General features: G+C 71.8%; 24 protein-coding genes. 2 read left to right on the top strand and 22 right to left on the bottom strand.

Translation table 11 applies throughout. From position 1 onward, the window contains the following. Window positions 1-164: 164 nt before the first annotated feature. The 22 genes from DFJ66_RS31305 to DFJ66_RS31195 all read right to left on the bottom strand — a co-directional run bounded on the left by DFJ66_RS31305 (window position 165) and on the right by DFJ66_RS31195 (window position 20,668). On the bottom strand, window positions 165-1,142 hold the full coding sequence (locus DFJ66_RS31305) for a tyrosine recombinase XerC (protein WP_121226496.1): 978 nt from the start codon (window positions 1,140-1,142) through the stop codon (window positions 165-167). Between the two features lie 33 nt (window positions 1,143-1,175). Beyond that, a complete protein-coding gene (gene dprA, locus DFJ66_RS31300; RefSeq protein WP_281276654.1) occupies window positions 1,176-2,585 on the bottom strand; it encodes a DNA-processing protein DprA in 1,410 nt (469 codons plus the stop codon). A 584-nt stretch (window positions 2,586-3,169) separates the two neighbouring features. Next, entirely contained in the window at window positions 3,170-4,684 is a 1,515-nt protein-coding gene (locus DFJ66_RS31290) for a YifB family Mg chelatase-like AAA ATPase (protein ID WP_121226494.1), read from the bottom strand. 1 nt (window position 4,685) lies between these two features. Then, window positions 4,686-5,039, bottom strand: coding sequence for a YraN family protein (locus DFJ66_RS31285; RefSeq protein ID WP_121226491.1), 354 nt, complete (start codon window positions 5,037-5,039; stop codon window positions 4,686-4,688). Between the two features lie 193 nt (window positions 5,040-5,232). Next, window positions 5,233-5,556, bottom strand: coding sequence for a DUF2469 domain-containing protein (locus DFJ66_RS31280; RefSeq protein WP_015104440.1), 324 nt, complete (start codon window positions 5,554-5,556; stop codon window positions 5,233-5,235). Next, window positions 5,553-6,353 (bottom strand): ribonuclease HII, encoded by an 801-nt coding sequence (locus tag DFJ66_RS31275; protein ID WP_121231996.1) that lies wholly within the window; start codon window positions 6,351-6,353, stop codon window positions 5,553-5,555. The genes DFJ66_RS31280 and DFJ66_RS31275 overlap by 4 nt, the downstream gene beginning before the upstream one ends. Before the next feature lie 9 nt (window positions 6,354-6,362). Further along, window positions 6,363-7,292, bottom strand: coding sequence for a signal peptidase I (gene lepB, locus DFJ66_RS31270; RefSeq protein WP_121226489.1), 930 nt, complete (start codon window positions 7,290-7,292; stop codon window positions 6,363-6,365). 16 nt (window positions 7,293-7,308) lie between these two features. Then, the gene (gene lepB / locus DFJ66_RS31265) at window positions 7,309-8,226 is read right to left on the bottom strand and encodes a signal peptidase I (RefSeq protein WP_121226487.1); all 918 of its coding nucleotides are present in this window, start codon (window positions 8,224-8,226) and stop codon (window positions 7,309-7,311) included. A 35-nt stretch (window positions 8,227-8,261) separates the two neighbouring features. Beyond that, a complete protein-coding gene (rplS, locus tag DFJ66_RS31260) occupies window positions 8,262-8,621 on the bottom strand; it encodes a 50S ribosomal protein L19 (RefSeq protein WP_121226485.1) in 360 nt (119 codons plus the stop codon). A 157-nt stretch (window positions 8,622-8,778) separates the two neighbouring features. Then, window positions 8,779-9,519, bottom strand: coding sequence for a tRNA (guanosine(37)-N1)-methyltransferase TrmD (gene trmD, locus DFJ66_RS31255; protein ID WP_121231994.1), 741 nt, complete (start codon window positions 9,517-9,519; stop codon window positions 8,779-8,781). After that, window positions 9,509-10,024, bottom strand: a complete 516-nt coding sequence (rimM, locus tag DFJ66_RS31250) for a ribosome maturation factor RimM (RefSeq protein WP_121226483.1) — start codon at window positions 10,022-10,024, stop codon at window positions 9,509-9,511. Before rimM ends, trmD begins: the two co-directional genes overlap by 11 nt. Window positions 10,025-10,032: 8 nt before the next feature. Next, a complete protein-coding gene (locus DFJ66_RS31245; protein ID WP_015104447.1) occupies window positions 10,033-10,272 on the bottom strand; it encodes an RNA-binding protein in 240 nt (79 codons plus the stop codon). Further along, window positions 10,269-10,697 carry a 30S ribosomal protein S16 gene (gene rpsP, locus DFJ66_RS31240; protein WP_121226481.1) on the bottom strand — a complete coding sequence of 143 codons (429 nt, stop codon included), beginning with the start codon at window positions 10,695-10,697 and terminating at the stop codon, window positions 10,269-10,271. The genes DFJ66_RS31245 and rpsP overlap by 4 nt, the downstream gene beginning before the upstream one ends. A 151-nt stretch (window positions 10,698-10,848) precedes the next feature. Continuing rightward, window positions 10,849-11,604, bottom strand: coding sequence for a LamB/YcsF family protein (locus DFJ66_RS31235; protein WP_121226479.1), 756 nt, complete (start codon window positions 11,602-11,604; stop codon window positions 10,849-10,851). Further along, window positions 11,601-12,377 (bottom strand): CPBP family intramembrane glutamic endopeptidase, encoded by a 777-nt coding sequence (locus DFJ66_RS31230; protein WP_121226477.1) that lies wholly within the window; start codon window positions 12,375-12,377, stop codon window positions 11,601-11,603. The genes DFJ66_RS31235 and DFJ66_RS31230 overlap by 4 nt, the downstream gene beginning before the upstream one ends. Before the next feature lie 15 nt (window positions 12,378-12,392). Continuing rightward, window positions 12,393-13,103: a CPBP family intramembrane glutamic endopeptidase gene (locus DFJ66_RS31225; RefSeq protein WP_121226475.1), complete on the bottom strand. Its 711-nt coding sequence runs from the start codon at window positions 13,101-13,103 to the stop codon at window positions 12,393-12,395. A gap of 70 nt (window positions 13,104-13,173) precedes the next feature. Next, window positions 13,174-14,250, bottom strand: coding sequence for an amidohydrolase family protein (locus tag DFJ66_RS31220; RefSeq protein WP_211351383.1), 1,077 nt, complete (start codon window positions 14,248-14,250; stop codon window positions 13,174-13,176). Continuing rightward, entirely contained in the window at window positions 14,247-15,782 is a 1,536-nt protein-coding gene (gene ffh, locus DFJ66_RS31215; RefSeq protein WP_121226473.1) for a signal recognition particle protein, read from the bottom strand. Before ffh ends, DFJ66_RS31220 begins: the two co-directional genes overlap by 4 nt. 58 nt (window positions 15,783-15,840) lie before the next feature. Next, window positions 15,841-16,377, bottom strand: a complete 537-nt coding sequence (locus DFJ66_RS31210) for an ATP-binding protein (RefSeq protein ID WP_246029971.1) — start codon at window positions 16,375-16,377, stop codon at window positions 15,841-15,843. Window positions 16,378-16,601: 224 nt separating this feature from the next. Next, window positions 16,602-18,971 carry a [protein-PII] uridylyltransferase gene (locus DFJ66_RS31205; protein ID WP_121226469.1) on the bottom strand — a complete coding sequence of 790 codons (2,370 nt, stop codon included), beginning with the start codon at window positions 18,969-18,971 and terminating at the stop codon, window positions 16,602-16,604. Between the two features lie 18 nt (window positions 18,972-18,989). Beyond that, window positions 18,990-19,328 carry a P-II family nitrogen regulator gene (locus DFJ66_RS31200; RefSeq protein ID WP_121226466.1) on the bottom strand — a complete coding sequence of 113 codons (339 nt, stop codon included), beginning with the start codon at window positions 19,326-19,328 and terminating at the stop codon, window positions 18,990-18,992. Continuing rightward, window positions 19,325-20,668 (bottom strand): ammonium transporter, encoded by a 1,344-nt coding sequence (locus DFJ66_RS31195; protein ID WP_121231990.1) that lies wholly within the window; start codon window positions 20,666-20,668, stop codon window positions 19,325-19,327. The genes DFJ66_RS31200 and DFJ66_RS31195 overlap by 4 nt, the downstream gene beginning before the upstream one ends. Before the next feature lie 372 nt (window positions 20,669-21,040). Here DFJ66_RS31195 and DFJ66_RS31190 point away from each other — a divergent pair, with 372 nt between their 5' ends. Beyond that, window positions 21,041-21,739, top strand: a complete 699-nt coding sequence (locus DFJ66_RS31190) for a hypothetical protein (RefSeq protein ID WP_147459410.1) — start codon at window positions 21,041-21,043, stop codon at window positions 21,737-21,739. After that, the gene (locus DFJ66_RS31185; RefSeq protein ID WP_147459409.1) at window positions 21,700-23,316 is read left to right on the top strand and encodes a beta propeller repeat protein; all 1,617 of its coding nucleotides are present in this window, start codon (window positions 21,700-21,702) and stop codon (window positions 23,314-23,316) included. Before DFJ66_RS31190 ends, DFJ66_RS31185 begins: the two co-directional genes overlap by 40 nt. The last annotated feature ends 57 nt before the right edge of the window (window positions 23,317-23,373 follow it).

The raw sequence follows: 23,373 nt of genomic DNA, 5'->3' as shown, positions 1-23,373 counted from the left end.
GGGCGCGGGCGTGGCCGTTGCGGCGGGGCTCGTCGGAGGTTCCGTGGTGACCGTTCGTCCCGGTCGGCGCGGGCGCGGCCGAGGAGGGCGCCTCCGACGAGGTCCCGACGTGCGCGGCGGTGGGAGAGGTCACGGTTGCGGTCCGCGAACCTCCCCCTGCGACGTCAGGAGCGGGGGTGGGTTCGGTCATGGATCGCCTTCAACCGGTCGACGGTGACGTGTGTGTAGAGCTGAGTCGTTGCGAGCGTAGCGTGACCGAGAAGCTCTTGGACGGTACGCAGGTCCGCTCCCCCTTCCAACAGGTGCGTGGCCGCGGAGTGCCGCAGACCGTGCGGTCCGGTGTCGGCGGACTCCGGTACCGCACCCACTACATCGTGAACAACCCTCCTGGCGGTACGCGGGTCGAGCCTGCCGCCGCGCGCGCCGAGGAACAGCGCCCGGTGTGAACGGTCGCTGACCAGCGCTGATCGGCCCTGTTCCACCCAGCGCCGTACGGCCCGTTCAGCCGGTACGCCGAACGGGACGGTGCGTTCGCGCCTGCCCTTGCCCAGAACCCGGATCACCCTTTGGGAGTAGTCGATGTCGTCGAGGTCGAGGCCGCACAGCTCGGCGACCCGAACACCTGTGGCGTACAGCAACTCCACCACGGCTTGGTCACGCAGCGCAACCGGATCGCCCTGTTCCGCGCTGACTTCCGCTGCTGTCATCACCGCCTTCGCCTGCTCCGGACGGAGCACGGCGGGCAGCGTCCGGTGCGGTCTGGGCGCGGCCAGCCGCGGTCCCGGGTCGTCCGGCAGCAGGCCGGCGCGGGTCGCCCACGCCGTGAACGCGCGGGCGGAGGCCGCGCGCCGGGCCAGCGAGGTGCGGCTGGCGCCGGCGGCGTGCTGAGCGGCTAACCAGGAGCGGAGTCCGGCCAGGTCGACCGCCTCCACCGCGGCGTCGCCGGGCGTGCCGGAAGCGAGGTGGACCAGCAAGGCGACCACGTCCGCCAGGTAAGCGCGGACCGTGTGCGGCGACAGCGCGCGTTCCATCGCCAGGTGGTGCTCGTAGCGGTCCACCACGGCCGCCACGTCCTCGGGCAGCTCACGGCGCAGGCCGACCAGGTCGACGCGGGGTGTCCGAGCGTGCGGCGGCGGGGACATAGCCCCTGACGCTGCGCCCTCGGGCGCACTTGGTCAAGTATCGCCACGCGCGACCCCTTCCTGGGAACGCTTCCAGCCCGCGTCCACCCGCTGCGCCAGGTCGATCAGCTCGAGTTCGGGCAGCAGCGCGCGCACCCGGGACAGCTCGACCCCCGACTCGATCGAGATGGCCTCCGCGCTCGCGCCCGTCCGCAGGTCCAGCGCCTCGTACACCCGCAGCGCCTCGCCCTGTGGAAGTCCGACTTCGGTGTTCCGCGTGGCCTCGACGAGGTCGACCCCGAGCCGCCCGGTCGACTCGATGATCTCCGCCACACTGCTCACCGGCTGCGCCTCGCCCGAGCGCAGCAGGTCGTGGCACCCGGACGACGTCGAGGACGTGACCGGCCCCGGCACCGCCATCAACACCCGCCCCAACGCCGCTGTCGAGGCGGCGGTGTTCTTCGCCCCGCTTCGCCGCCCGGCCTCCACCACGACCGTGCCCTCGCCGAGGGCCGCGATGAGCCGGTTCCGGGTGATGAACCGGTACCGGGCGGGCCGGCAGCCGGGCGGGTACTCGCTCACCACCAGGCCGTGGTGCGGGATGCGCTCCAACAGCCGCTGGTGACCGGCCGGATAGGCGATGTCCACCCCGCACGCCAGCACGGCGATCGTCGGACCGCCCGCGGCCAGCGCACCCCGGTGAGCCGCGCCGTCGATGCCGTACGCGGCACCGGACACGACCGTCACCCCGGCCTCGGCCAGGCCGAACCCGAACTCGGCGGCGACGTGCTGCCCGTACCCCGTGGCCGCCCGACTCCCGACCACGGCGACCGACCGCTCGGCCAACGCGGCGAGGTCGCCCGTGCCCCGCACCCAGACCGCGAGCGGCGCCAGCCCGCACCGCAGCCCGTGGGCGGCGGCGACGGTGAGGGCGTTGAACGGCCACTCCGGCCACTCGTCGTCCTCGGGCACGACCAGCCGACCACCGAGACGGTCGATCTCCGCGAGGTCCTCTTCGGCGCGGTAGTCGTCGCGGCGGGCGGAGGTCTGGTTGGCGACGGATTCGGGGACGTCCCCCTTCCGCACCCGCCGAGCCGCGTCGACCGGGCCGACTTCGGCGACGAACCGGGCGAGCGCGGGCGCCGGCGGCTCGGCGACCCGGGACAGGTAGGCCCGAGCCAGCCGAAGCTCATCGCAACCCACGACCCACCACCCCACCCCCACCTCGACCAACCCCACCGCCGCCCCACCCGACGCCACCACCGCCACCACCGCCGCCACCACCGCCACCACCGGCACCGCCACCGCCGCCACCGGCACCGCCGCCGCAGACACCGCCACCGGCACCGCCGCCGCCGCAGACACCGCCGCCGCCACCACCGCCACCGCCGCCACCGCCGCGGACACCGCCGCCAGAACCCGGCCACCGACCACGGCCACGCCCACCGCCATGACCACCGCCATGACCGGCAAGACCCCAGGACCAGCACTCGCCATCGCGGCCGGGGGTCGGCGGCGCGCACTCCTCACCGGAGGCCTGGGGCGAAAGGGCGCCACCACCTCCGGCGGCATGACATGGGCAGGTGGAGGTGCGGTCGTCGGTCGCCGGGCACGAGGACCTGCACCTGCCCTCGGCTCGACATCGGTAGTTGCGGCATGCGTGAGGACAACCGCGTCCGTCGCCGGTGGAGGTGGAGGTGTGCTGAGCAACTGGGTCGTTCGCGGGAGCTGGGTGGGGGTGGTTGGGGGCGCAGTAGTGGGGATGGTGGGAGCAGGGGTGGTGGGGGCAGCCCGGTTGGTTGCAGGTGGGTTGGGTGCAATGGGTGGTCATGACGGGCGGTCCTCTCGTGGGTGGGCTTGGCGTTGGATCGGTAGGCGGATTCGGGTGCCTGGCCAGCCGAGGGTCCACGTCCGGCCGGCGGACTTGTCCTGGAGGCGGCGCAGGGTCGGGCGGCCCGCGTAGGGGCCCTCTCGTGCCGTGTCGGGAGGGGGTGGGTGTGCGTGGGGTTGTGGGGTCACCTGGCGGATGCGCCAGGCGTGGGGGTGGGTCACGGGGTTCTCCGTTCGCGGAATTCGAGGGCCGCTGCCACGTGGTCCTCGGTGGGCAGGTCGGTTTCGGCGAGGTCGGCCAGGGTCCAGGCGACGCGCAGGCAGCGGTCCGCCCCTCGGCCGGTCAGGGCGCCCCTCGACAGCGCCCGGTCCAGCAGGGATGTCGTCTGCCTGGGCAGGCGGTACTCGCGGCGCAGGATCGGGCCCGGGACCTCGGCGTTCGTGTGCCAGCCGTGGCGGGACCAGCGGGCGTGAGCTCGGGCTCGGGCGTTCGCCACGCGTTTTCGGACCGTCTCGGTGGATTCCGGGTCGGGGAGGCCGGCGTCCATCATCACGGTGAGCGAGCGCATGAGGACTCGGAGATCCACGCGATCCAGGAGTGGTCCGGACAACTTGGCCTGATATCGGCGTTTGACCGCGGGATGGCAAGTGCAATCAATGTCCTTCGCGGGTGCACAAGGGCAGGGATTCGTGGCGAGGACCAGTTGGAAGCGGGCCGGGTATCGGGCTATGCCGTCCCGTCTGGCGAGGCGGACTTCTCCTTCTTCGAGGATCGTGCGCAACGAATCCAGCTTCGTCTGGCCGAATTCCGAAGCTTCGTCGATGAACAGGACTCCCTTGTGGGCGCGACTCACCGCACCCGGTTTCGCCAGACCGGATCCGCCACCGACGAGAGCCACGGTCGAGGTCGAGGGGTGGAGGGACACGAAAGGTGGTGTGGAGACCAGAGGGGTTTCGGGGGTGAGCAGGCCGGCGATGGAGTGGACCGCCGTGACGCCCAGCGCGTCGTCCGGGGTCAGGGGTGGCAGGAGGCTCACCAGGCGTTCGGCCAGCATGGTCTTGCCGGTGCCGGGCGGACCGGTGAGCAGGACGTGGTGGCCGCCGGCGGCGGCGACCTCCAGGGCCCACCTCGCCTCGGGTTGGCCGACCACGTCGGCCAGGTCGGGGCCGGGTGTCGGGGGTGCGGGTGTGAAGGGTGGCGGGCGGTGGAGGGCGCTCTCGTTGCCGGACAGCCATTCCACGACATCGCCCAGTGAGTCGGCACCGTGCAGGTCCAAGCCGTCCACGAGGGCTGCTTCGCGCAGGGATGCCGTGGGGACCACCGCGCGGGGCAGGCCGGCCCTGCGGGCGGCCAGGAGGGCCGGGAGGATGCCGCGTACTGAGCGGACTCGGCCGTCCAGGGCCAGTTCGCCCAAGAGCACAGTGCCCTCCAGGCGCTCTGGGGGCACGGCCTGCGAGGCGGCCAGGACCACGCACGCCAGGGCCAGGTCGTAGCTGGAACCCACCTTGGGCAGGGATGCCGGGGAAAGGCCCAGCGTCACGCGTTGGGTGGGCCACTCGTGTCCGGTGTTGCGGACGGCCGCTCGTACGCGGTCCTTGGACTCCTGGAGGGCCGCGTCGGGTAGGCCGACCAGCTTGGTGAGCACGGCGCCCGCGCCCACGTCGGCCTCGATCTCCACCGGTACGCCGTCCACCCCGAAGAGGGCGACGCACCACGCCCGTGCGAGTGCCATCTCAGGCTCCTCGCACGTGGTGCAGCCGGACCGGACCCGAGGGCGGCCAGTGGATGCCGATCAGGTCGAACCGGATGCGCATCCAGCCCAGGCCGTGTCCGCGCAGCCACCGCCGCGCCAAGTCGCCGATCCGGCCCAGTTTCTCCGGGGTGACGGCTTCCAGGGGGTGGTCGTGGTCGGTTCCCGAACGGCATTTGACTTCGCAGACGACCAGTTGTTCGCGATCGGTCGCCACCACGTCCAGTTCGCCGGCTTTGCACCTCCAATTGCGGGCGAGGATGACCAGACGTTGGTGCTCTTCGAGGTACCGGCACGCCAGGTCTTCGCCGCGCCGGCCCAGTTCCTGGGTGTCCATTTCCGCCTCCGGGGAGTCGAGTGCTCGTGCCTCGACTGTGGCGGAGTGGAGTGGGGTGTGCCGGCGGCAAATCCGGGATTGTGGACAACTTCGGGCCTGTGGACAACTCGGCCGAGCGGCCGGCGAGAGGCCTGGAGAACGCCGAAGGGGGCCACCCGTGGCGGGTGGCCCCCTTCCGGAGCGCGGGCGGCGGTCAGGAGTTGAACGGACCGTCCTCGGGCAGGCGCAGGTCGGGCTTGTCGAGCTCTTCGACGTTGACGTCCTTGAACGTGATCACCCGGACGTTCTTCACGAACCGGGCGGGCCGGTACATGTCCCACACCCAGGCGTCGGACATCCGCACCTCGAAGTAGACCTCGCCGTCCGCGTTGCGGACCTGCACGTCCACCGAGTTGGCCAGGTAGAACCGCCGCTCGGTCTCCACGACGAACGAGAACTGGCTGACGATGTCGCGGTACTCCTTGTACAGCGACAACTCCATCTCGGTCTCGTACTTCTCGAGATCCTCTGCACTCATTGCGCCTCCGCGCGGGTCGTGCTCATCGAGTCCGCGCCCCTCCTCGTCGCGAGCCTGCCACCGCTGGTCTGCGGCGATGTTCCATTCTGGACCACGGCGGCGGAAAGCACGTCGCGCGCCACCCGGTGCGGCGCGGTCAGGCCGTGTCGAGCCCCCGCCGAGGCCACGTTCGCATACGACCAGCGGTGCTCCGCGCTCGGCCCGTGTTCCAGCAGCGCGGCCTGGTGCTCGGGGGTGCTGTAGCCCTTGTGCACGTCGAACCCGTAGACCGGGAGTTCGGCGTGCAGCGAGGTCATGATGCGGTCCCGCGTGACCTTGGCCAGCACGGACGCCGCCGCCACGCACGCCGCCACCCGGTCGCCCTTGACGACCGGCATGTTCGGCGCGGTCAGGCCCGGCACCCCGAACCCGTCGGTCAGCACGTACCCGGGGTGCGCGGACAGCTGCGCCACGGCCCGCCGCATCCCCTCGATGTTGGCCACGTGCACTCCGATCAGGTCCACCTCGGCCGCCGGCACCACGATCACCGCGTAGTCGACGGCGCGCTTGAGCACCAGGTCGTACATGCGGTCGCGCGCGGCGGCGGTGAGCAGCTTCGAGTCGGTCAGGCCCTCGAACCGGGCCGCGTCACCGGGCTTGAGCACGCAGGAGGCGATCACCAGCGGCCCGGCGCACGCACCGCGCCCGGCCTCGTCCACCCCGGCCACCGGGCCGAGGCCGCGCCGGTCCAACGCGGCCTGGAACGCCCAGATGCCCGCGGTCTGCCGTACCTGCGCGCGAGGCGGCTTGCGGATCACCACCCGACCTTATCCCAGCCCGGAACGGCGCTCCCGGAAGAGCCGGAACCGCGCCCGCACCCGGCGGCTGACCAGCAGCAACGGCCACGCACCCACCAGTCCCACGCCCAGCGGCACGGCATCCTGCCAACCCGGCGCGCCCAACGCCACGGCCTGCGGGTTGTGGTCGCCCACCCCCTGCCAGCGCGACGGCGGCAGCACGATCACCCGCGCCTTGCCCACCACGTTGTCCACCGGCACCAGCCCAGCCTGCGGGCCCTTGTCCCGCGCCTGGCACCGCGAGTCGCACGAGTCGTTGCGGTTGTCGCCGAGCACGAACAGGTACCCGTCCGGGATCGTGACCTCGGCGAACGAGTCCTGCGACGTCCCGCGCCCCGGCTCCCAGTACAGGTACGGCTCGTCCAGCGGCTTGCCGTCGACCATGACCCGGTTCTGGTTGTCGCAGCACGACACCTTCTGCCCGCCGACCGCGATGACCCGCTTGACGAAGTCCTCCTTGTTCGCCGTCGGCACCCCGACCAGCGAACCCAGGCCCTGGAAGAACCCGACCACCGGGTTGTCCGGCTCGGCGGGCGCGAAGTCCTGGTTGATCCACGCGTCCGGCCCGTGGAAGACCACGACGTCGCCCGGTGCAGGGTCGGTGAAGTTGTAGGTGACCTTGTCCACCAGCACCCGGTCGCCGAAGCACGGCGAGGTGCAGCCGTGCAGGGTCTGCTCCATCGACTCCGACGGGATCATGTAGACCCGCGCGAGGAACGTCTGGATCAGGAACGCGAGCCCGACCGCCACCACGACCAGGACCGGCAGCTCACGCCAGAAGGACCCCTTCTTCTTGGCCTTCTTGCGTGAGCGCTGACGCCACGCCTCGATCTTCTCCTCGTCGGAGGCACGGGACGAGTCCTCGTCGGAAGAGCCCTGGGAAGGTGCGACGTCTACCACCCTCCCAGCGTACCCATCAGCCCTGTGTGGGCCTGGTCAACCGGCGCCGCAGCCGCTTGCCGAACAACACCAGCGGGAACGCCCCGAGCAGGCCCATGCCCAGCGGGACGCCCTGCTGCCACGCGGGCGCGCCGAGCGCCACGGCCTGCGGGTTGTGGTCGCTGATGCCCTGCCAGCGCGACGGCGGCAGCACGATCACGCGCGCCTTGCCGATCACGTTCTCCTCGGGCACCACGCCGTTGACCCCGCCGCCGCCCTGGCGCCGCGAGTCGGTGGAGTTGGTGCGGTTGTCGCCCATCACCCAGAGGGTGCCCTCGGGCACCTTGACCGGCGCGAACGGCTCGTGGTCCTCGGGACCGGTGCCGGGCTGCCAGTAGATGTACGGCTCGTCCAGCGGCTTGCCGTCGACCTTCAGGCGGTGCTGGTCGTCGCAGCACTCCACGGTCTGGCCGCCCACGGCGATCACGCGCTTGACGAAGTCGCGCTCGTCCGGCGGCGCGAGTCCGACCAGGGACATCAGGCCCTGGAAGCCGCGCACGACCGGGTTCTCCGAGCGGGGCGACTGGAAGTCGTTCTGGCCCCACGCCTCGGGGCCGCGGAACACCACGACCTCGCCCGGTTCGATCTCGCCGAAGTCGTAGACGAGCTTGTCGACCAGGACGCGGTCGCCGAAGCACGGGGAGGTGCAGCCGTGCAGCGTCTTCTCCATCGACGCCGACGGGATGACGTACACCCGGGCCAGGAAGGTCTGGATCAGGAACGTGAGCACCAGGGCTGTCGCCGCCAGGACGAGGAGCTCCCGCCACAGCGGGGGCTTCTTCTTCCCGGGCTTGTCCTCCTGGGGTTCACCGCCCGACGCCGAGCCCGGGGTGGGCTCGGCGTCGGGTTCGTCCTGTCCGTCTTCGCCTGCGGCGCGGTGCACGGGTTCTGCCACGTGGGGCAGGCTATCGGTAACGCGTGAATCCGGCGTCAGGAGGCCGGCTTGGCGTCCCGCTTCTCCTTGATCTTGGCGGCCTTGCCGCGCAGGTCGCGGAGGTAGTACAGCTTCGCGCGACGCACGTCGCCGCGGGAGGCGACCTCGATCTCCGCGATGTTCGGGGAGTGCACCGGGAAGGTGCGCTCGACGCCTACGCCGAAGGAAACCTTGCGCACGGTGAAGGTCTCGCGGATGCCACCGCCCTGGCGGCGGATCACGACGCCCTGGAACACCTGGACGCGCTCGCGGTTGCCCTCGATGACGCGGACGTGGACCTTCAGCGTGTCGCCCGGCCGGAAGCTCGGGATGTCGGAGCGCAGCGACTGGGCGTCAAGAGCGTCCAGGGTGTTCATGGTCCGTCCTCTACGTTTCATTCACTTCCCCAGAGGCGCGTGCCATCTCAACTCGCACACGTGCATGGGGGCGGGCTCAAAGCGCACACCGGTCGACCCGGGTGCAGCAACCTGTCCAGTGTGCCAGACGGGGCTGGTCCCCACGAAATCGGGGCTCTCAGCCCAGCTCGTCCAGCAGCTTGCGGTCGTGCTTGTCCAGCGCGCCCTCGGGGAGGGCGGCCAGCAGGTCGGGGCGGCGTTCCCACGTGCGGCGCAGCGCCTGGTCGCGCCGCCAGCGGTCGATCGCCTTGTGGTTGCCCGAGCGCAGCACGTCGGGCACGGCCAGGTCCCGCCACACCTCGGGCCGGGTGTAGGAGGGGCCTTCCAGCAGGCCGTCGGAGAAGGAGTCCTGCGCGGCGGACGCGGGGTTGCCCAGCACGCCGGGCAGCAGCCGCACCACGGCCTCCACGATCACCAGCACGGCGACTTCGCCGCCGACCAGCACGTAGTCGCCGATGGACACCTCGTCCACGCGCATGCGGCGGGACGCGTCGTCCACCACACGCTGGTCGATGCCCTCATAACGGCCGCACGCGAACACCAAACGCTCTTCGGCGGCGTATTCATGCGCCAGGGCTTGTGTGAAAGGACGCCCCGCGGGCGTGGGGACGATCAGACGTGGGGTCGGCTCCCCCGCGCACACCTCGTCCAGCGCGTCGCCCCAGACCTGGGGCTTCATGACCATGCCCGGACCGCCGCCGTAAGGGCTGTCGTCGACCGCCTTGTGCACGTCGTGCGTCCACTTGCGCAGGTCGTGCACATCGACGCTGATCAGGCCCTTGTCGATGGCCTTGCCGAGCAGTGCGGCGCGCAGCGGGTCGAGGTACTCCGGGAAGATCGTGACGACGTCAATCCGCATCGAGCAGGCCTTCGGGCGGGTCGAGCACGACGCGCCCACCGGGCACGTCCACCGTGGGCACGATCTGCTTCACGAACGGGACCAGCGCCTCGCCGCTGTCCCGCTTGAGGACCAGCAGCTCGCCGGCCGGACCGTGCACGACCTCCAGGACGGTGCCCACGACGGTGCCGTCGAGCAGTTCGGCCCGCAGGCCTTCCAGCTCGTGGTCGTAGAACTCGTCCGGGTCGTCGGTGGGCGGCAGGTCGTCGGTGCTGACGAACAGCAGCGTGCCGCGCAGCGTCTCGGCGACGTCCCTGGTCAGGACTTCCTCGAAACGCACCAGCAGCCGCCCGGAGTGGTTCCGGGCGGCTGCGACGGTGAGGGTGCGGCGCGTGCCGTCGCGCAGCTTGCCGACCAGGGCCGAACCGGCGGCGAACCGCTCGTCCGGCGAGTCGGTGCGCACGTCCACGGCGAGTTCACCGTGGATCCCGTGCGCCTTGGCCACGCGGCCGACGACGACGTCCATGCGCGTGCTCAGCGGTCGGTGTCGACCACGTCGACGCGCACGCCACGACCACCGATACCGGCCATCACGGTGCGCAGGGCGGTCGCGGTGCGGCCGGAGCGGCCGATCACCTTGCCGAGGTCGTCCGGGTGGACGTGGACCTCGAGCGTGCGACCGCGCCGGGTCGTGACCAGGTTCACCCGGACGTCGTCCGGGTGGTCGACGATGCCCCGAACGAGGTGTTCGAGGGCGTCAGCCAACAAGCTCACGCCTCGTCCTTGGGAGCCTCGGCCTCATCGGACTTCTTGGCTGCCTTCTTCTTCGGCGTGGTGGCCTCGGTCGTCGGCGCGTCACCGGCCGCGGCGAGCGCGGCGGCGAACAGGTCGGCCTTGGAGGTCTTGGCCTCCTTGACCTTCAGCGTGCCCTCGGCGCCCGGCAGGCCCTTGAACTTCTGCCAGTCACCGGTGATCTCCAGCAGGCGCTGGACGGGCTCGGTGGGCAGCGCGCCGACGCCCAGCCAGTACTGCGCCCGGTCGGAGTCGACCTCGATGAACGAGGGCTCCTCCTTCGGGTGGTACTTGCCGATCGTCTCGATGGCCTTGCCGTTGCGGCGGGTGCGCGCGTCGGCGACGACGATCCGGTAGTACGGCTGACGGATCTTGCCAAGCCGCTGAAGCTTGATCTTGACGGCCACGGGTGTGGGTACTCCTCAGGCTCTCTCTTGCTCACGTGCGGGCGCTCCTCACCCGAGTGGGGCACGGGTGGGAAAACCCAGAGGTCTTGGCGCCAGGGCACGGTGAGAGGGACCGACCACGGCGAACAGCCAACCATTCTGCCAGACAGGTCTACTCGACCACGAATCGGGCCACTTCGACACCCGATCCGGTCAACGCTTTCCGCACCGCGCGGGCGTGTTCGACGGCCCCTGGGGTGTCCCCGTGCAGGCACAGGGAGTCCACTTCGACGGCCACGACTTCACCCGTTGCGGCGACGATTTCACCCTTTTCGGCAAGGCGCAGCACCTGCTGGAGCACGGCGTCGGTGCTGGTCAGCACGGCTCCGGGCGCCTTGCGCGACACCAGGGTGCCCTCGGCGGTGTAGGCGCGGTCCGCGAAGGCCTCCCGCACGGGCCGCAGTCCCGCTTGCTCGGCGTGATGAAGAAGACGCGAACCGGGCAGCCCGAGCACCGGCAGGTCGCCGAACGCCTTCACACCGGCGACCACGGCGGCAGCCTGGGCGTCGTGGTCCACGGTCGCGTTGTAGAGGGCGCCGTGCGGCTTGACGTACGACACACGCGTGCCGGCCGCGCGTGCGCACGCCTCCAAAGCACCGATCTGGTACAGCACCTCGTCGGCCAGCTCACCCGGGTCCGCGTCGATGAACCGCCGCCCGAACCCGGCCAGGTCCCGGTACGACACCTGCGCGCCCACGGCGACCCCGCGCGCGGCGGCCTCCGCGCACACCCGGCGCATCGTGGACGGGTCGCCCGCGTGGAACCCGCAGGCCACGTTCGCGCTGGTCACGACGTCGAGCAGGGCGGCGTCGTCGCCGAGGGTCCAGATGCCGAAGCCCTCGCCGAGGTCAGAGTTGAGGTCGATCACGTGGGCATCACCCCGACGGAGACCAGCAGCAGCGTCAGGCCGGGCAGGAAGTTGTTGACCACGTGCGCCACGACGCTCGCCGTGAGCCGGCGGGTGATCAGCCGGGCGATGCCGATCGGCAGGGCGATCACGATCAGCAGGGACGTGCGCAACGGCTCCAGGTGGCTCGCCGCGAAGATCAGCGTGGTCAGCACGAACGCGGCCCACTGGCTCCAGCCCTGCCGCTCGATCGCGCCCCACAGCAGGCCGCGGTAGATCAGCTCCTCGCAGATCGGCCCGACGAAGCACACGTAGAGGAACATCGCGATGGCGGCGGCCAGCGGGAGCGCGGCGCCGTCCACCAGTTCGCCGATCGCGGAGGTGGCGTTCTGGTCGCCCACGACCCGCGACCAGACCAGCGCCGCCAGGTACGTCAGCACCAGGCCCAGCGCGCCGAGCTTGAGGCCGACCTTCACGTCCGCCCAGTTCCACCCCAGCCGCAGGTCCACCAGCGGACCGTTGCCGCGCACCCGGGTGATGACCACGGCCACGGCGGCGGCCAGGACGGTCGGCACGATCGAGCCGACCAGGATGAACGCCACCGACGAGCCGATGTCCGTGCCCGACACGCCGGCGATCGCGGTGATGAACACCGCCGAGAGCACGAACACCGCTTCCACCAGCAGGAACGCGCCGAAACCCCAGCGCTGGCCGGTGCGTTCGGGCACCGGCTCGCGGTGGACGGCGCGCACGCCCTCGATCAGCCCTGTCGGGGGTTCATCCGGAGGATTCACAGTCGATAACCCTAGCTAGGAGGCGCCTACGTACAGGTAGACGGCGGGGAGCAGGTTGTTGGCCGCGTGCGCCACGACGCTCGCCGAGACCCGACCGGTGATCATCCGGGCGGCCCCGATGGCGAGGCCCTGGGCGAACAGGCTGATGGTGCGCCACGACTCTTCGTGCAGGAACGCGAAGATCAGCGCGGTGAGGCCGAGGATCGCGTACCTGGGGACTTTGTAGTGCTCCAGCGCGCTCCACAGCGCCCCTCTGGTGAGGAGTTCCTCCGTCAGGGGTGCACCGAGGAAGACGAACAGCGCCGCGCACGCCAGCCAGACGGACTGACCACCGGACAACGCCTCGATCTGCTCCAGCGAGGACCCGGTGTCGCGGTTGATGCGGAGCAGCACGACTCCGAGTACCCAGGCCGCGAGCAGTGACAACCCACCGCAGGCCAAGCCCACCTTGATGTCACGCAAACGGGGGACGAGCCCGAAGTCCCGCTCCGGACCGTGACCACGGAGGCGGGAGACGACGACGGGGCCGAGACCGAGGAGGACGTTGGGGAGGAAGACCAGGAGGAGCAGGGGTCCGAGCACGGGCGGGTCGGTGATGTCGACTTCGGCGAACCGGTCGGCCGTGACGGCGGTGAAGACCAGGGAGGACAGGTAGTAGCCGCCCAGTCCGACGAACAGCGCGAGGAAACCCCAATGCGCCCGCCCGGTGTCCTGCCGTTCCTCCACTCGTCCGAACGTAGCGGCACCGGCTGAACGCTCACTGTGCGGGTGTCAAGATCACCCTGACGGCCGTACGTCAGTGGATGCGGCCGCGCAGCATCACGAGTTTCGGGTGCCTCAAGGCTTCGAGGTCGGTCCGGGGATCGGTGTCGTAGACCACCACGTCCGCCGCCGCGCCCTCCGTCAACGACGGGAAGCCCAGCCACTCGCGAGCGGCCCAAGAAGCCGACGCCAAGGCGTCCGCACGGCTCATGCCCACCGCGTGCAGTGCCGCGATCTCGTCCACGATCCGGCCGTGTCGGATGCCGCCGCCCGCGTCCGTCCCCGCGTACACCGGCACGCCGGCCTCGATCGCCGACGCGATGGTGGCCTTGTTGCGCTCGTACAGGTGGCGCATGTGGGCCGCGTACTTCGGGAACTTCGCCGCGCCCGAGTCCGCGATGCCGGGGAAGTTCTCGATGTTGATCAACGTCGGCACCAGCGCGGTGCCGGAGGAGGCCATCGCGGAGATGGTGTCGTCGTCCAGGCCGGTGCCGTGTTCGATGCAGTCGATGCCGGCCGCCAGCAGGCCCGGCAGCGCCTCACCGCCGAACACGTGCGCCGTCACCCTCGCCTTGGCCTCGTGGGCGACCTTGATCGCCTCCGCCAGCACGTCGTCGGACCACAGCGGGGCCAGGTCGCCGGTCGAGCGGTCGATCCAGTCGCCGATGAGCTTCACCCAGCCGTCGCCCTGGGCCGCCTGCTCGGCCACGGCGGCGGGCAGGTCGCGTTCGTCCTCCAGCTCGACGCCGATGTACTTGATGTACCGCTTCGGCCGGGCGATGTGCCGGCCCGCGCGGATGATCCGCGGCAGGTCCAAGCGCTCCTGCAACGGGCGGGTGTCCAGCGGCGAGCCGCAGTCGCGGATCAGCAGGGTCCCGGCCGAGCGGTCCAGCAGGGCCTGGTCCACGGCCTCGGGCAGGTCGACGGCACCTTCGGGACCCAGGCCGACGTGGCAGTGCGCGTCGACCAGGCCCGGCACGAGGTAGCCGCCGTCCACGACGGTCTTCGCGCCGGGCACCGGACGGGTGCGCACGCGGCCGTTGACCACCCACAGGTCACGCGGCTCGCCGCCCTCGGGCAGGACGACGCCGCGCAGGTGCAGGCCGGTCACTTCGGGAACTTGAACTTCGTCGGGTCGAAGCCCGGCGGCAGGTCGTTGAGGCCGCCGCCGTCGAGGCCGGGCGGGAGCTGGCCCATGCCGGGGGGCATCCCGGGCGGCATGCCGCCGGGGAGCATGCCGGGGAAGCCGCCGCGGATCTTCGGCGGCGTCGGGCCGCGGCCCTTCTTGCCCTTCTTCCCCTTCTTGCCCTTGCCCTTCGGGCCCCGCGCGCCCGGCAGGCCGAACCGGCCGGCCATCTGGGACATCATCTTGCGGGCCTCGAAGAACCGGTTGACCAGGTCGTTCACGTCGCTGACCCGGACGCCCGAGCCGTTGGCGATGCGCAGCCGGCGGGACGCGTTGATGATCTTCGGGTCTTCGCGCTCGGCCGGGGTCATGCCGCGGATGATCGCCTGCACGCGGTCCAGGTGCTTCTCGTCCAGGTTCGCGAGCTGGTCCTTCATCTGGCCCGCGCCGGGCAGCATGCCCAGCAGGTTCGCGATCGGGCCCATCTTGCGCAGGGTGAGCATCTGCTCCAGGAAGTCCTCCAGCGTGAGCTGGCCGGACCCCATCTTCATCGCGGCGGCCTCGGCCTGCTCCGCGTCGAAGGCCTGCTCGGCCTGCTCGATGAGGGTGAGCATGTCGCCCATGCCCAGGATCCGCGACGCCATCCGGTCGGGGTGGAAGACGTCGAAGTCCTCCAGCTTCTCGCCGTTGGACGCGAACAGGATCGGCTGGCCGGTCACCTCGCGGACGCTCAGCGCGGCACCACCGCGGGCGTCGCCGTCGAGCTTGGTCAGCACCACGCCGGTGAAGCCGACGCCGTCGCGGAACGCGGTCGCGGTGTTCACCGCGTCCTGACCGATCATCGCGTCGACCACGAACAGCACCTCGTCGGGCTGCACGGCGGCGCGGATGTCGATCGCCTGGCGCATCATCTCCTCGTCCACGCCGAGGCGGCCCGCGGTGTCGACCAGCACGATGTCGTGCTGCGCCCGCTTGGCCTCCTCGATGCCGCGCCGGGCCACGTCCACCGGGTCGCCCACGCCGTTGCCCGGCTCGGGCGCGAACACCGGCACGCCGGCCCGCTCGCCCACGACCTGGAGCTGGGTCACCGCGTTGGGCCGCTGGAGGTCGCAGGCGACCAGCATCGGCGTGTGCCCCTGGCCGCGCAGCCACTTGGCGAGCTTGCCCGCCAGGGTCGTCTTACCGGCGCCCTGGAGACCCGCGAGCATGATCACCGAGGGCGGGTTCTTGGCCAGGTTGAGCCGCCGGGTCTCGCCGCCGAGGATCGCGATCAGTTCCTCGTTGACGATCTTGACGACCTGCTGGGCCGGGTTGAGCGCCTGGGAGACCTCCGCGCCCTTGGCGCGCTCCTTGACCTTGGCGATGAAGGTCCGCACGACGGGCAGCGCGACGTCGGCCTCCAGCAACGCCACCCGGATCTCCCGCGCGGTGGCGTCGATGTCGGCCTCGGAGAGCCGGCCCTTGCCGCGCAGGTTGTTCAGGACCGAGGTGAGCCGGTCGGAAAGGGTGTTGAACACGATGCCGTCAGACCTCGCACGTCGTCGGACCAATGACCACCCGCCAGGGTAGCCGGTCTCAGGCCACGGCCAGCCTCAGGCGGTCACCCCGGGACAGCAGGGTCATCGCCTGCCAGCCCCGCGGGGCGTGTCCCTCGGCGAACCTCCGGCGCAGCCGGGCGGCCCGCCTGACGTGCCGGGTGAAGGACCGCGAGCGGATCAACCGACCCCGACGGACCTGCCCGGACAACGCCTGTTCGGCGGTCGCGTCGAGCCACAGGAAGTGCCGCGGCCGGGCGCTCACCAAGCCGACCGCCACCAGACCGACGCGCGTGGTGGGCCGGGTGGAGGGTTCGTGGACCAGGAGCAGTCCGGACGTGAAGAGGGCGAACCACAGGATGCGCAGCCGGTGCACCAGGTGCACCAACGGGCGGTAGAAGCGGTAGGGCAGGGACGCGGGCAGCACCGTCCGCAGGTAGCCGCGCACCTGGTCGGAGTCCAGCACAACGGCCGCCGCGCCCCCGGTGTCGACGTCGGCGAGCATGGTCGTCTTGCCCGCGCCCGGGAGTCCCGCCAGCACGACGAGGGATCGTGGCGCCACGGCGACGACGGTCATCGCTTCCATACTAAAGAGACGTTTCGGACGCCCCCGAGTTCCCGGCGGACCCGGGGGCGGTCTGTACCCCTCGAACGGACCGCCCCCGGGCCTTTCGCCGGTGACGCTCCTCACCGCCTGGTACCCGGCGGCCCCCCGCGTCACGGCTCAAAGCCTGCCGGGACGAAGGGGGCGGGGGCAGCGTGAGCACCCCCGATCGGTTGTGCGTAGACCTACGCATTCCCTCAGCGGGCGGCTACCAGGACGGCCCTCTCGATCTTCTTGCGCTGTGCCGCGTCGAGCGTGCCGGACACGGTGATGGCGAAGGAGTCCACGACCGTGGAGCCCAAAGTGGACACCCGCGCCCACACGACGTCCACACCGGACTGCTCCAGCGCGTCGGCCACGTGGTGCAGCAGCCCGATCCGGTCCGCCGCCCGCAGCTCCAGCACGACCGAGCCGGTGGACTCGTCGTCGAACCACAGCACCTTCGGCGGCGGCGGGTCCTGCGGCGGGCCGCCGTAGTCGCGTTCCTTGGCGGCCAGCTTGTCCGCCAGGGCCAGCGAGCCGTCCACCGCACGAGTCAGCTGCTCGCGCAGCAGCGTCACGTCCGGCAGGGACCCGAACCGCGGGGACACGGTGAACACGTCCACCGCGGCCACCCCGAGAGGATCGACACTGTGCGAGCCCAGGACCGCCGAGTGGACCTCAAGCGAGTTCAACGCCAGCACGCCCGCCGCCCGCGACAGCAGGCCGGGACGGTCCTTCGCGACCACGGTCACGGTGGCCGCGTGGTCGCCGGGGTCGATCAGCACGTCCGGCTTGCCCGACTCCAGCACGGCCGCCGCCAGGTCCTGCTGCCGCTGGTCCAGCGGCTCCGGCTTGGGCAGCGGGTCACCGGCCATCGCCGCCCGGCAGCGCGCCACCAGGTCGCCGACCAGCGACGCCTTCCAGTCCGACCACACGCCCGGACCGGTCGCGATCGCGTCGGCCTCGGCCAGCGCGTACAGCAGCTCCAGCAGCACCGGGTCGCCGCCGAGGGTGTCCACGACGCGGCGCACGGTGGCCTCGTCCTCGACGTCCCGGCGGGTCGCGGTGTGCGGCAGCAGCAGGTGGTGGCGGACCAGGGCGGTGAGGGTGGCGACGTCCTGCGGCCACAGGCCGAGCCGCTCGGCGACCTGGGTCGTCAGGGCCGCGCCCACCTCGGAGTGGTCCTGCTGGCGGCCCTTGCCGATGTCGTGCAGCAGCGCGCCCAGCAGCAGCAGGTCCGGGCGCGACACCGTCGTCACCAGGCGTGCGGCGTGCGCGGTCGCTTGAACCAGGTGCCGGTCCACGGTCCACACGTGCGCGGCGTCGCGCGGTGGCAGGTCGCGGACCGCGCCCCACTCGGGGAACAGGCGTCCCCACAGGCCCGTGCGGTCCAGGGCCTCGACCACGTCGATCAGGCCCGTGCCGCTGCCCAGCAGGGCCAACAGCTCCTCGCGGGCCTCGCGCGGCCACGGCTGGCGCAGCTCCGGCGCGGAGTCGGCGAGCTTGGCCAGCGTGCCCGCCGCGATCGGGTGCTTGCTGCGGGCGGCTGCGGTGGCCACGCGCAGCAGCAGCGCGGGGTCGCGGCTCGGGATGGCGTCCCGGGCCAACGCGACCTCGGTGCCGTGCAGCACCACGCCCTCGTCCAGCGGGCGGCGCGCGGGCTGGCGGCGCAGCGGGGAGCGGGCGAACACGCCCAAGCCCCGTTTCGGCACGGCCGCGCGGGCGGTCCGCATGGCCACGTCCACCGCGTACACGATCGTGCGGGCCGCCGACGACATCGACCGGGCCAGCGCGAACCGGTCCGCCAGGCCCAGCGCGGCGGCGACCTCGTCACCGTCCTGGGCGCGCAGCACGTCCCGGGGCTTGCGGGCCACCCGGCGCAGCTCGGTGCGCACGTCCAGCAGCAGCTTGCGGGCCTCGTTCACCTCGGCCGACGGCCGGTCGGTCAGCTGCGCGGCCGACAGCGCGTCCAGCAGCGTCACGTCCCGCAGCCCACCCCGGCCGTGCTTGAGGTCCGGCTCCACGCGGTGCGCGATCTCGCCGCTGCGCGCCCACCGCCGTTGCGCCGACTCGGCCATCTCGTCCAGCCGGGTCCGCACGCCCGACCGCCACGCCTGGCGCGCGCTGTCCGCGAGCCGGGCGCTGATCTCGGCGTCCCCGGCGATGTGCCGGAGGTCCAGCAACCCCAGCGCGGTGCGCAGGTCGCCGGCGGCGACGCGGAGCGCCTCCCCGACCGTGCGCACCGAGTGGTCCAGCCCGATCCCCGAGTTCCACAACGGGTACCAGAGCTTCTCGGCGACCTCGTCCACGCCCTTGTGCCCGTTGTGCACCAGGAGCAGGTCCAGGTCGGAGTAGGGCACCAGCTCCCGCCGGCCCAGTCCCCCCACGGCGACCAGGGCCAGCCCGCTGCCCGGTCCACCGACACCCGCTTGCGAGGCGTGCGCGGTGAGCCAGAACTCGTGCAGGTCCACCAGCGCCTCGCGCAACGACTCCCCCGTCAGACGGCGCCGACCTGGCGCGAGCAGGCGGTCCCTCGCTCGCACCAGGTCGTCAGCCGTGACGACGGCCGTCTCGGCGTTGTCCATTACGGCCGTCCCCCGTTCCTACAGCGCGTCGGAGCCGCGCTCCCCGGTCCGGACCCGGATGACCGTGTCGACCGGCGTCACCCAGACCTTCCCGTCGCCGATCTTGCCGGTGCGGGCGGCCTCGACCACCGCGTCCAGCACCTTGTCCACCGCGGCGTCGTCGATGAGCACCTCGACGCGCAGCTTGGGCACGAAGTCCACGGCGTACTCGGCGCCCCGGTAGACCTCGGTGTGGCCCTTCTGCCGGCCGTAGCCCTGGACCTCGCTGACGGTCATGCCCAGCACGCCCAGCTGCTCCAGCGACGCCTTCACGTCGTCCAGCGTGAACGGCTTGATGATGGCGGTGACCAGCTTCATGACTTGTTGCTCCCCTCGAGGACCGCGGTGGCGCCGGCGGCGACACTCGGCTTGGAGTTGCCACGGGAACCGAGGCCGCTGCCGAACTCGTACGCGGTCTCCGCGTGCTCGGCCTCGTCGATGCCGCCGACCTCGGACTCCTGGTCGGCGCGGAACCCGACGGTCAGCTTCACCAGGTAGCCCAGCACCAGGCTCAGGACGAAGGAGTACGCGAGCACCGCCAGCGCGCCCACCGCCTGCCGCCACAGCTGGTCCACACCGCCACCGTAGAAGAGGCCGTTGACGCCCGCCGGGGCCGCGGAGCTGGCGAAGAAGCCGATCAGGATGGTGCCGGACAGGCCGCCCACCAGGTGCACGCCGACCACGTCGAGCGAGTCGTCGAAGCCGAAGCGGTACTTCAGGCTGACCGCCAGGGCGCACAGCGCACCGGTGATCGCGCCGACGCCGATCGCGCCCAGCGGGGTGACGCTGGAACAGGCCGGGGTGATCGCGACCAGACCGGCGACGATGCCCGAGGCCGCGCCCAGCGTGGTGGCGTTGCCGTCGCGGACGCGCTCGACCACGAGCCAGGCCAGCATCGCGGCGGACGTGGCGACCAGGGTGTTGACGAAGGTGACGCCCGCGGTGGTGTTCGCGGCGACCGCGGACCCGGCGTTGAACCCGAACCAGCCGAACCACAGCAGACCCGCGCCCAGCACGACCAGCGGCAGGCTGTGCGGCTTCATGCGGTCCTTGGGCCAGCCGACGCGCTTGCCCAGCACGATCGCCAGCGCCAGACCGGCCGCACCGGCGTTGATGTGGACGGCCGTGCCGCCCGCGAAGTCGATCGCGAGGAGCTTGTTGGCGATCCAGCCGCCGGGGTCGATCACGTTGCCGTCGGCGTCCTTGCCGTCGAAGTCGAACACCCAGTGCGCGACCGGGAAGTACACGACGATCGACCACAGGCCCGCGAACAGCAGCCACGGGCCGAACCGGGCGCGGTCCGCGATCGCGCCCGAGATCAGGGCGACGGTGATGATCGCGAACATGGCCTGGAAGGCGACGAAGACCGTGGTCGGGATGGTCCCGAACAGCGACTCCTTGCCCAGCAGCCCGTCCAGGCCGAAGAACTCGAACGGCTTGCCCAGCAGGCCGGCGCCGACGTCGGTGCCGAACGCGGTGGAATAGCCGACCAACACCCAGAGCACACCGACCACGCCGATCGCGCCCAGGCTCATCATCATCATGTTGAGCACACTCTTGGACCGGACCATGCCCCCGTAGAAGAAGGCAAGTCCGGGGGTCATCAGCAGCACCAGTGCGGAGCTGGTGAGCAACCAGGCGGTGTCCCCTGTATCCACGTCGACCTCCACTGCACGTCGGTTGCGGAGGAGCATCGGTAGGTCCTGTTTCGCGCGGTCACGTGTCAGGTTTCGCGCGGGTGAACTGTCCGGGGGCTGGTGTTACGGGCACGTTTCACACGCTTGAAGGAAGAGTTTTCGGCGGCAACCAGCTCGGGGGCGGCGGGTGTGCGCGGTGACGGACGGTGGAGGACGCGGTCACTCTTCGGGTGGCCGGCGCGGGGTCCGGACCGGGGCGCGGTGACGGACGGTGCGGGCAGACGGGCGACGACCGTCGGCGACCGCAATTGTGCGTAGACGGCCCGGCGGGAGATCACGAGCATCGGGTCCATCGAATCCCGAAACGAAGTCAGTGGTCGCGCGGACACCGTGGTGCAGGCCGGGTCCGTCGACCGGGTGGAGGTCGGCACGGTCCACGACCGGCGTGGCGTGATCGCCTTGGCGGTCGTCGCGGTGCTGCTCGTGGCGGCGGTCGTGTGGATCGCCACCGACGACGGCCCGGCGAGCGGCGAGGTCCCGTTGGCGGCCGTCGCCACGTACACCACGAAGCTCGATTGCCACTCCGGCTCGGTGGTCCCCGACAACGGCGAGCAGGTGGTCCCGTTCGACCGGGAACACGCCGACTCGGTGCTCGGTCCCGGGGGCGAGTTGACCCTGACGCTCCAGGGCTTGGCCAACCGGTCGGTCGTCCTGCACGACGCGACCGTTCGCGTCGAACGCCGGAGCGGTGCCACCCCGGGCATGTTCCTGACGTCCGGTTGTGACGGCGCCGTCGACCCCCGCTACTTCGCGGTCGACCTCGACCGGCCGCAACCGGTGCTGGTGGCGCAGCCGGGGTCGGCGACCTTCCCGTTCCGCGTCAACGACGTCGAACCCGAGCAGTTCGTCATCACGCCCGGGATCACCGAGGGGTACGTCGAGTGGCGCTTGGTGATCCGGTGGTCCTCGGGCGCGGACACCGGGGAGCTCGTGGTGGGCGACGGTGACCGCCCCTTCCGGACGACGGCGTTGTCCGCGGTGACGCGGATGATGTGCGTGAACCGCGACAAGACGGCCCGCGGGCCGTGCTGAGCCGGCTGCTCGCACTCGGCTTGGCACTGGCCGCGGTGTTGCCCGCCGGGGCGTCGGGGACCGGGCCGGTCGAGGCACCGCCGGTGCCGGGGAGCTGGAGCAAGGTCGGCACGCTCGCCGAAGGACCGACGACCCACGACCACGTGACGGGCTGGGACACGGGCGTCGTGTGGGCGCGGCCGTACCCGCTCGACCACCCGGTGGTCTTCACCTCGCCAGACGGCGTCGAGTGGCGCCCGTCGACCCCGCCCGGCCTGACGGAGGTGTGGGGAGTGGCCGGGTACGGCGACGCCGGGTACGTCCTCGGCTCCACCGCGCACGACGTCGTGGTGTGGCGCACCACCGATGGCGTGGCCTGGCAGCCGTTCGGTCTGGGCACCGGTTCGACGGACGGCGTGCGGCCGTCGTTCGGCCTGGCGGCAGGACCGCGCGGCGTGCTGGTGGTCGCCGTGAACGCCGACACCCCGGGCCTGTTCCAGTGGCACTCGCGCGACGGCACCACGTGGGGCACCGCGCGGGTCGTCGACCAGGCCCGGTGGGCGGAGGGTCCGGTCGTGGTGGCCGCGACACCCGTCGGCTTCCTCGTGGGCGTCGGCCGGGTGCTGCTCGCCTCGCCGGACGGCGCGCGGTGGACCGACCTCGGTTTCGGGGAGGGGCGGATCCGGCTGGTCGCCGGTTCGAGGTCGACCGCTGTCGTGTTCACCCGGCCCGACGAGGGCGAAGCGGTGACCACGGCGTGGTACCTGCGGGACGGCCGGTGGCGACCGGCACGGGTGGACCCGGGGACGCTGCCCGAACCCGGCGTCGTGCCGGCGCGCCGGCGGGCGGTGCACACCGTGCTGAACTGGCGGGACGGTTTCCTCGCCGGCGGCACCGCCTACGACCCGGTCCGGTCGGTCGGGGTGGCCTGGACGTCGGCGGACGGCTCGTCGTGGCAGCGGATCCCGACACGCGCGGGCGGCGTCGCCGGGGCGCGGTCGATCGACGCGCTCGCGACGAGCGGGGACCGCGCGCTGGCGTTCGGCCGGGAGGCCGAGCGGGACGCGGTGTGGGCCGGGGTCGGCCCGTCGAGGCGTCCGCCGGCGACCAGCGCGCCCGTCCCGGTGCCGGAACCAGGACAACCGCAGGTCTACGACCCGTGGCGGACCGTCGAGGCCGTGCCGAGGGCCACCGGGGAGTGTGCGTCGGAGTCCTACGCCATCGGCAGGCCGGACGCGTACCGGTGCTTCGTCGTCGACACGATCCACGACATCTGCCTGGCCCACCCGTCGAAGCCGGTGGTGGCCTGCGTCCACGCCGGGGAAGTCGTGGTGGTCGGGCTCGACGCCCCGCTGCCGGAACGGACGGCGGTCGTGGGCGAGGTCCGACCGTGGCGGGTCGAACTGGCCTCGGGCGACGTCTGCACCGCTGTCCGCGGGCCTCGTCCGGAACTGGGGGGCCACGACCTCCAGATGGTGTGCGGGCCCGGCTCGGCGCGGAAGTACCTGTGGGCCTTGCAGGACGACGGGACGGCTTTGACCTCGACCGAGCCGACGGGACCGCTTGAGCGGACGGAGGTTCGCGCGGTCTACCGCTGACAACCGGCACCGCGGGCAGCGAACGGGCCGCCCTCCCCCTGGAGGACGGCCCGTGTC

This window comes from Saccharothrix variisporea (genome assembly GCF_003634995.1).
GTDB classification, from domain to species: domain Bacteria; phylum Actinomycetota; class Actinomycetes; order Mycobacteriales; family Pseudonocardiaceae; genus Actinosynnema; species Actinosynnema variisporeum.
The sequence above is the reverse complement of the archived record's forward strand: the minus strand, read 5'-3'. Positions and strand labels throughout refer to the sequence as shown.

Excerpts from the sequence above, each read along its gene's own strand:
- DFJ66_RS31305 (WP_121226496.1), bottom strand. The coding sequence starts at position 1,142 with ATGTCCCCGCCGCCGCACGCTCGGACACCCCGCGTCGACCTGGTCGGC.
- DFJ66_RS31210 (WP_246029971.1), bottom strand. The coding sequence starts at position 16,377 with ATGACCGTCGTCGCCGTGGCGCCACGATCCCTCGTCGTGCTGGCGGGA.
- DFJ66_RS31280 (WP_015104440.1), bottom strand. The coding sequence starts at position 5,556 with ATGAGTGCAGAGGATCTCGAGAAGTACGAGACCGAGATGGAGTTGTCG.
- rimM (WP_121226483.1), bottom strand. The coding sequence starts at position 10,024 with ATGGACGTCGTCGTCGGCCGCGTGGCCAAGGCGCACGGGATCCACGGT.
- DFJ66_RS31200 (WP_121226466.1), bottom strand. The coding sequence starts at position 19,328 with ATGAAGCTGGTCACCGCCATCATCAAGCCGTTCACGCTGGACGACGTG.
- DFJ66_RS31290 (WP_121226494.1), bottom strand. The coding sequence starts at position 4,684 with ATGGCACTCGCACGGGCGTGGTGCGTCGCCCTCTTCGGGGTGGACGGC.
- DFJ66_RS31205 (WP_121226469.1), bottom strand. The coding sequence starts at position 18,971 with ATGGACAACGCCGAGACGGCCGTCGTCACGGCTGACGACCTGGTGCGA.
- trmD (WP_121231994.1), bottom strand. The coding sequence starts at position 9,519 with ATGCGGATTGACGTCGTCACGATCTTCCCGGAGTACCTCGACCCGCTG.
- rplS (WP_121226485.1), bottom strand. The coding sequence starts at position 8,621 with ATGAACACCCTGGACGCTCTTGACGCCCAGTCGCTGCGCTCCGACATC.
- dprA (WP_281276654.1), bottom strand. The coding sequence starts at position 2,585 with ATGGCGGTGGTCATGGCGGTGGGCGTGGCCGTGGTCGGTGGCCGGGTT.
- DFJ66_RS31285 (WP_121226491.1), bottom strand. The coding sequence starts at position 5,039 with ATGGACACCCAGGAACTGGGCCGGCGCGGCGAAGACCTGGCGTGCCGG.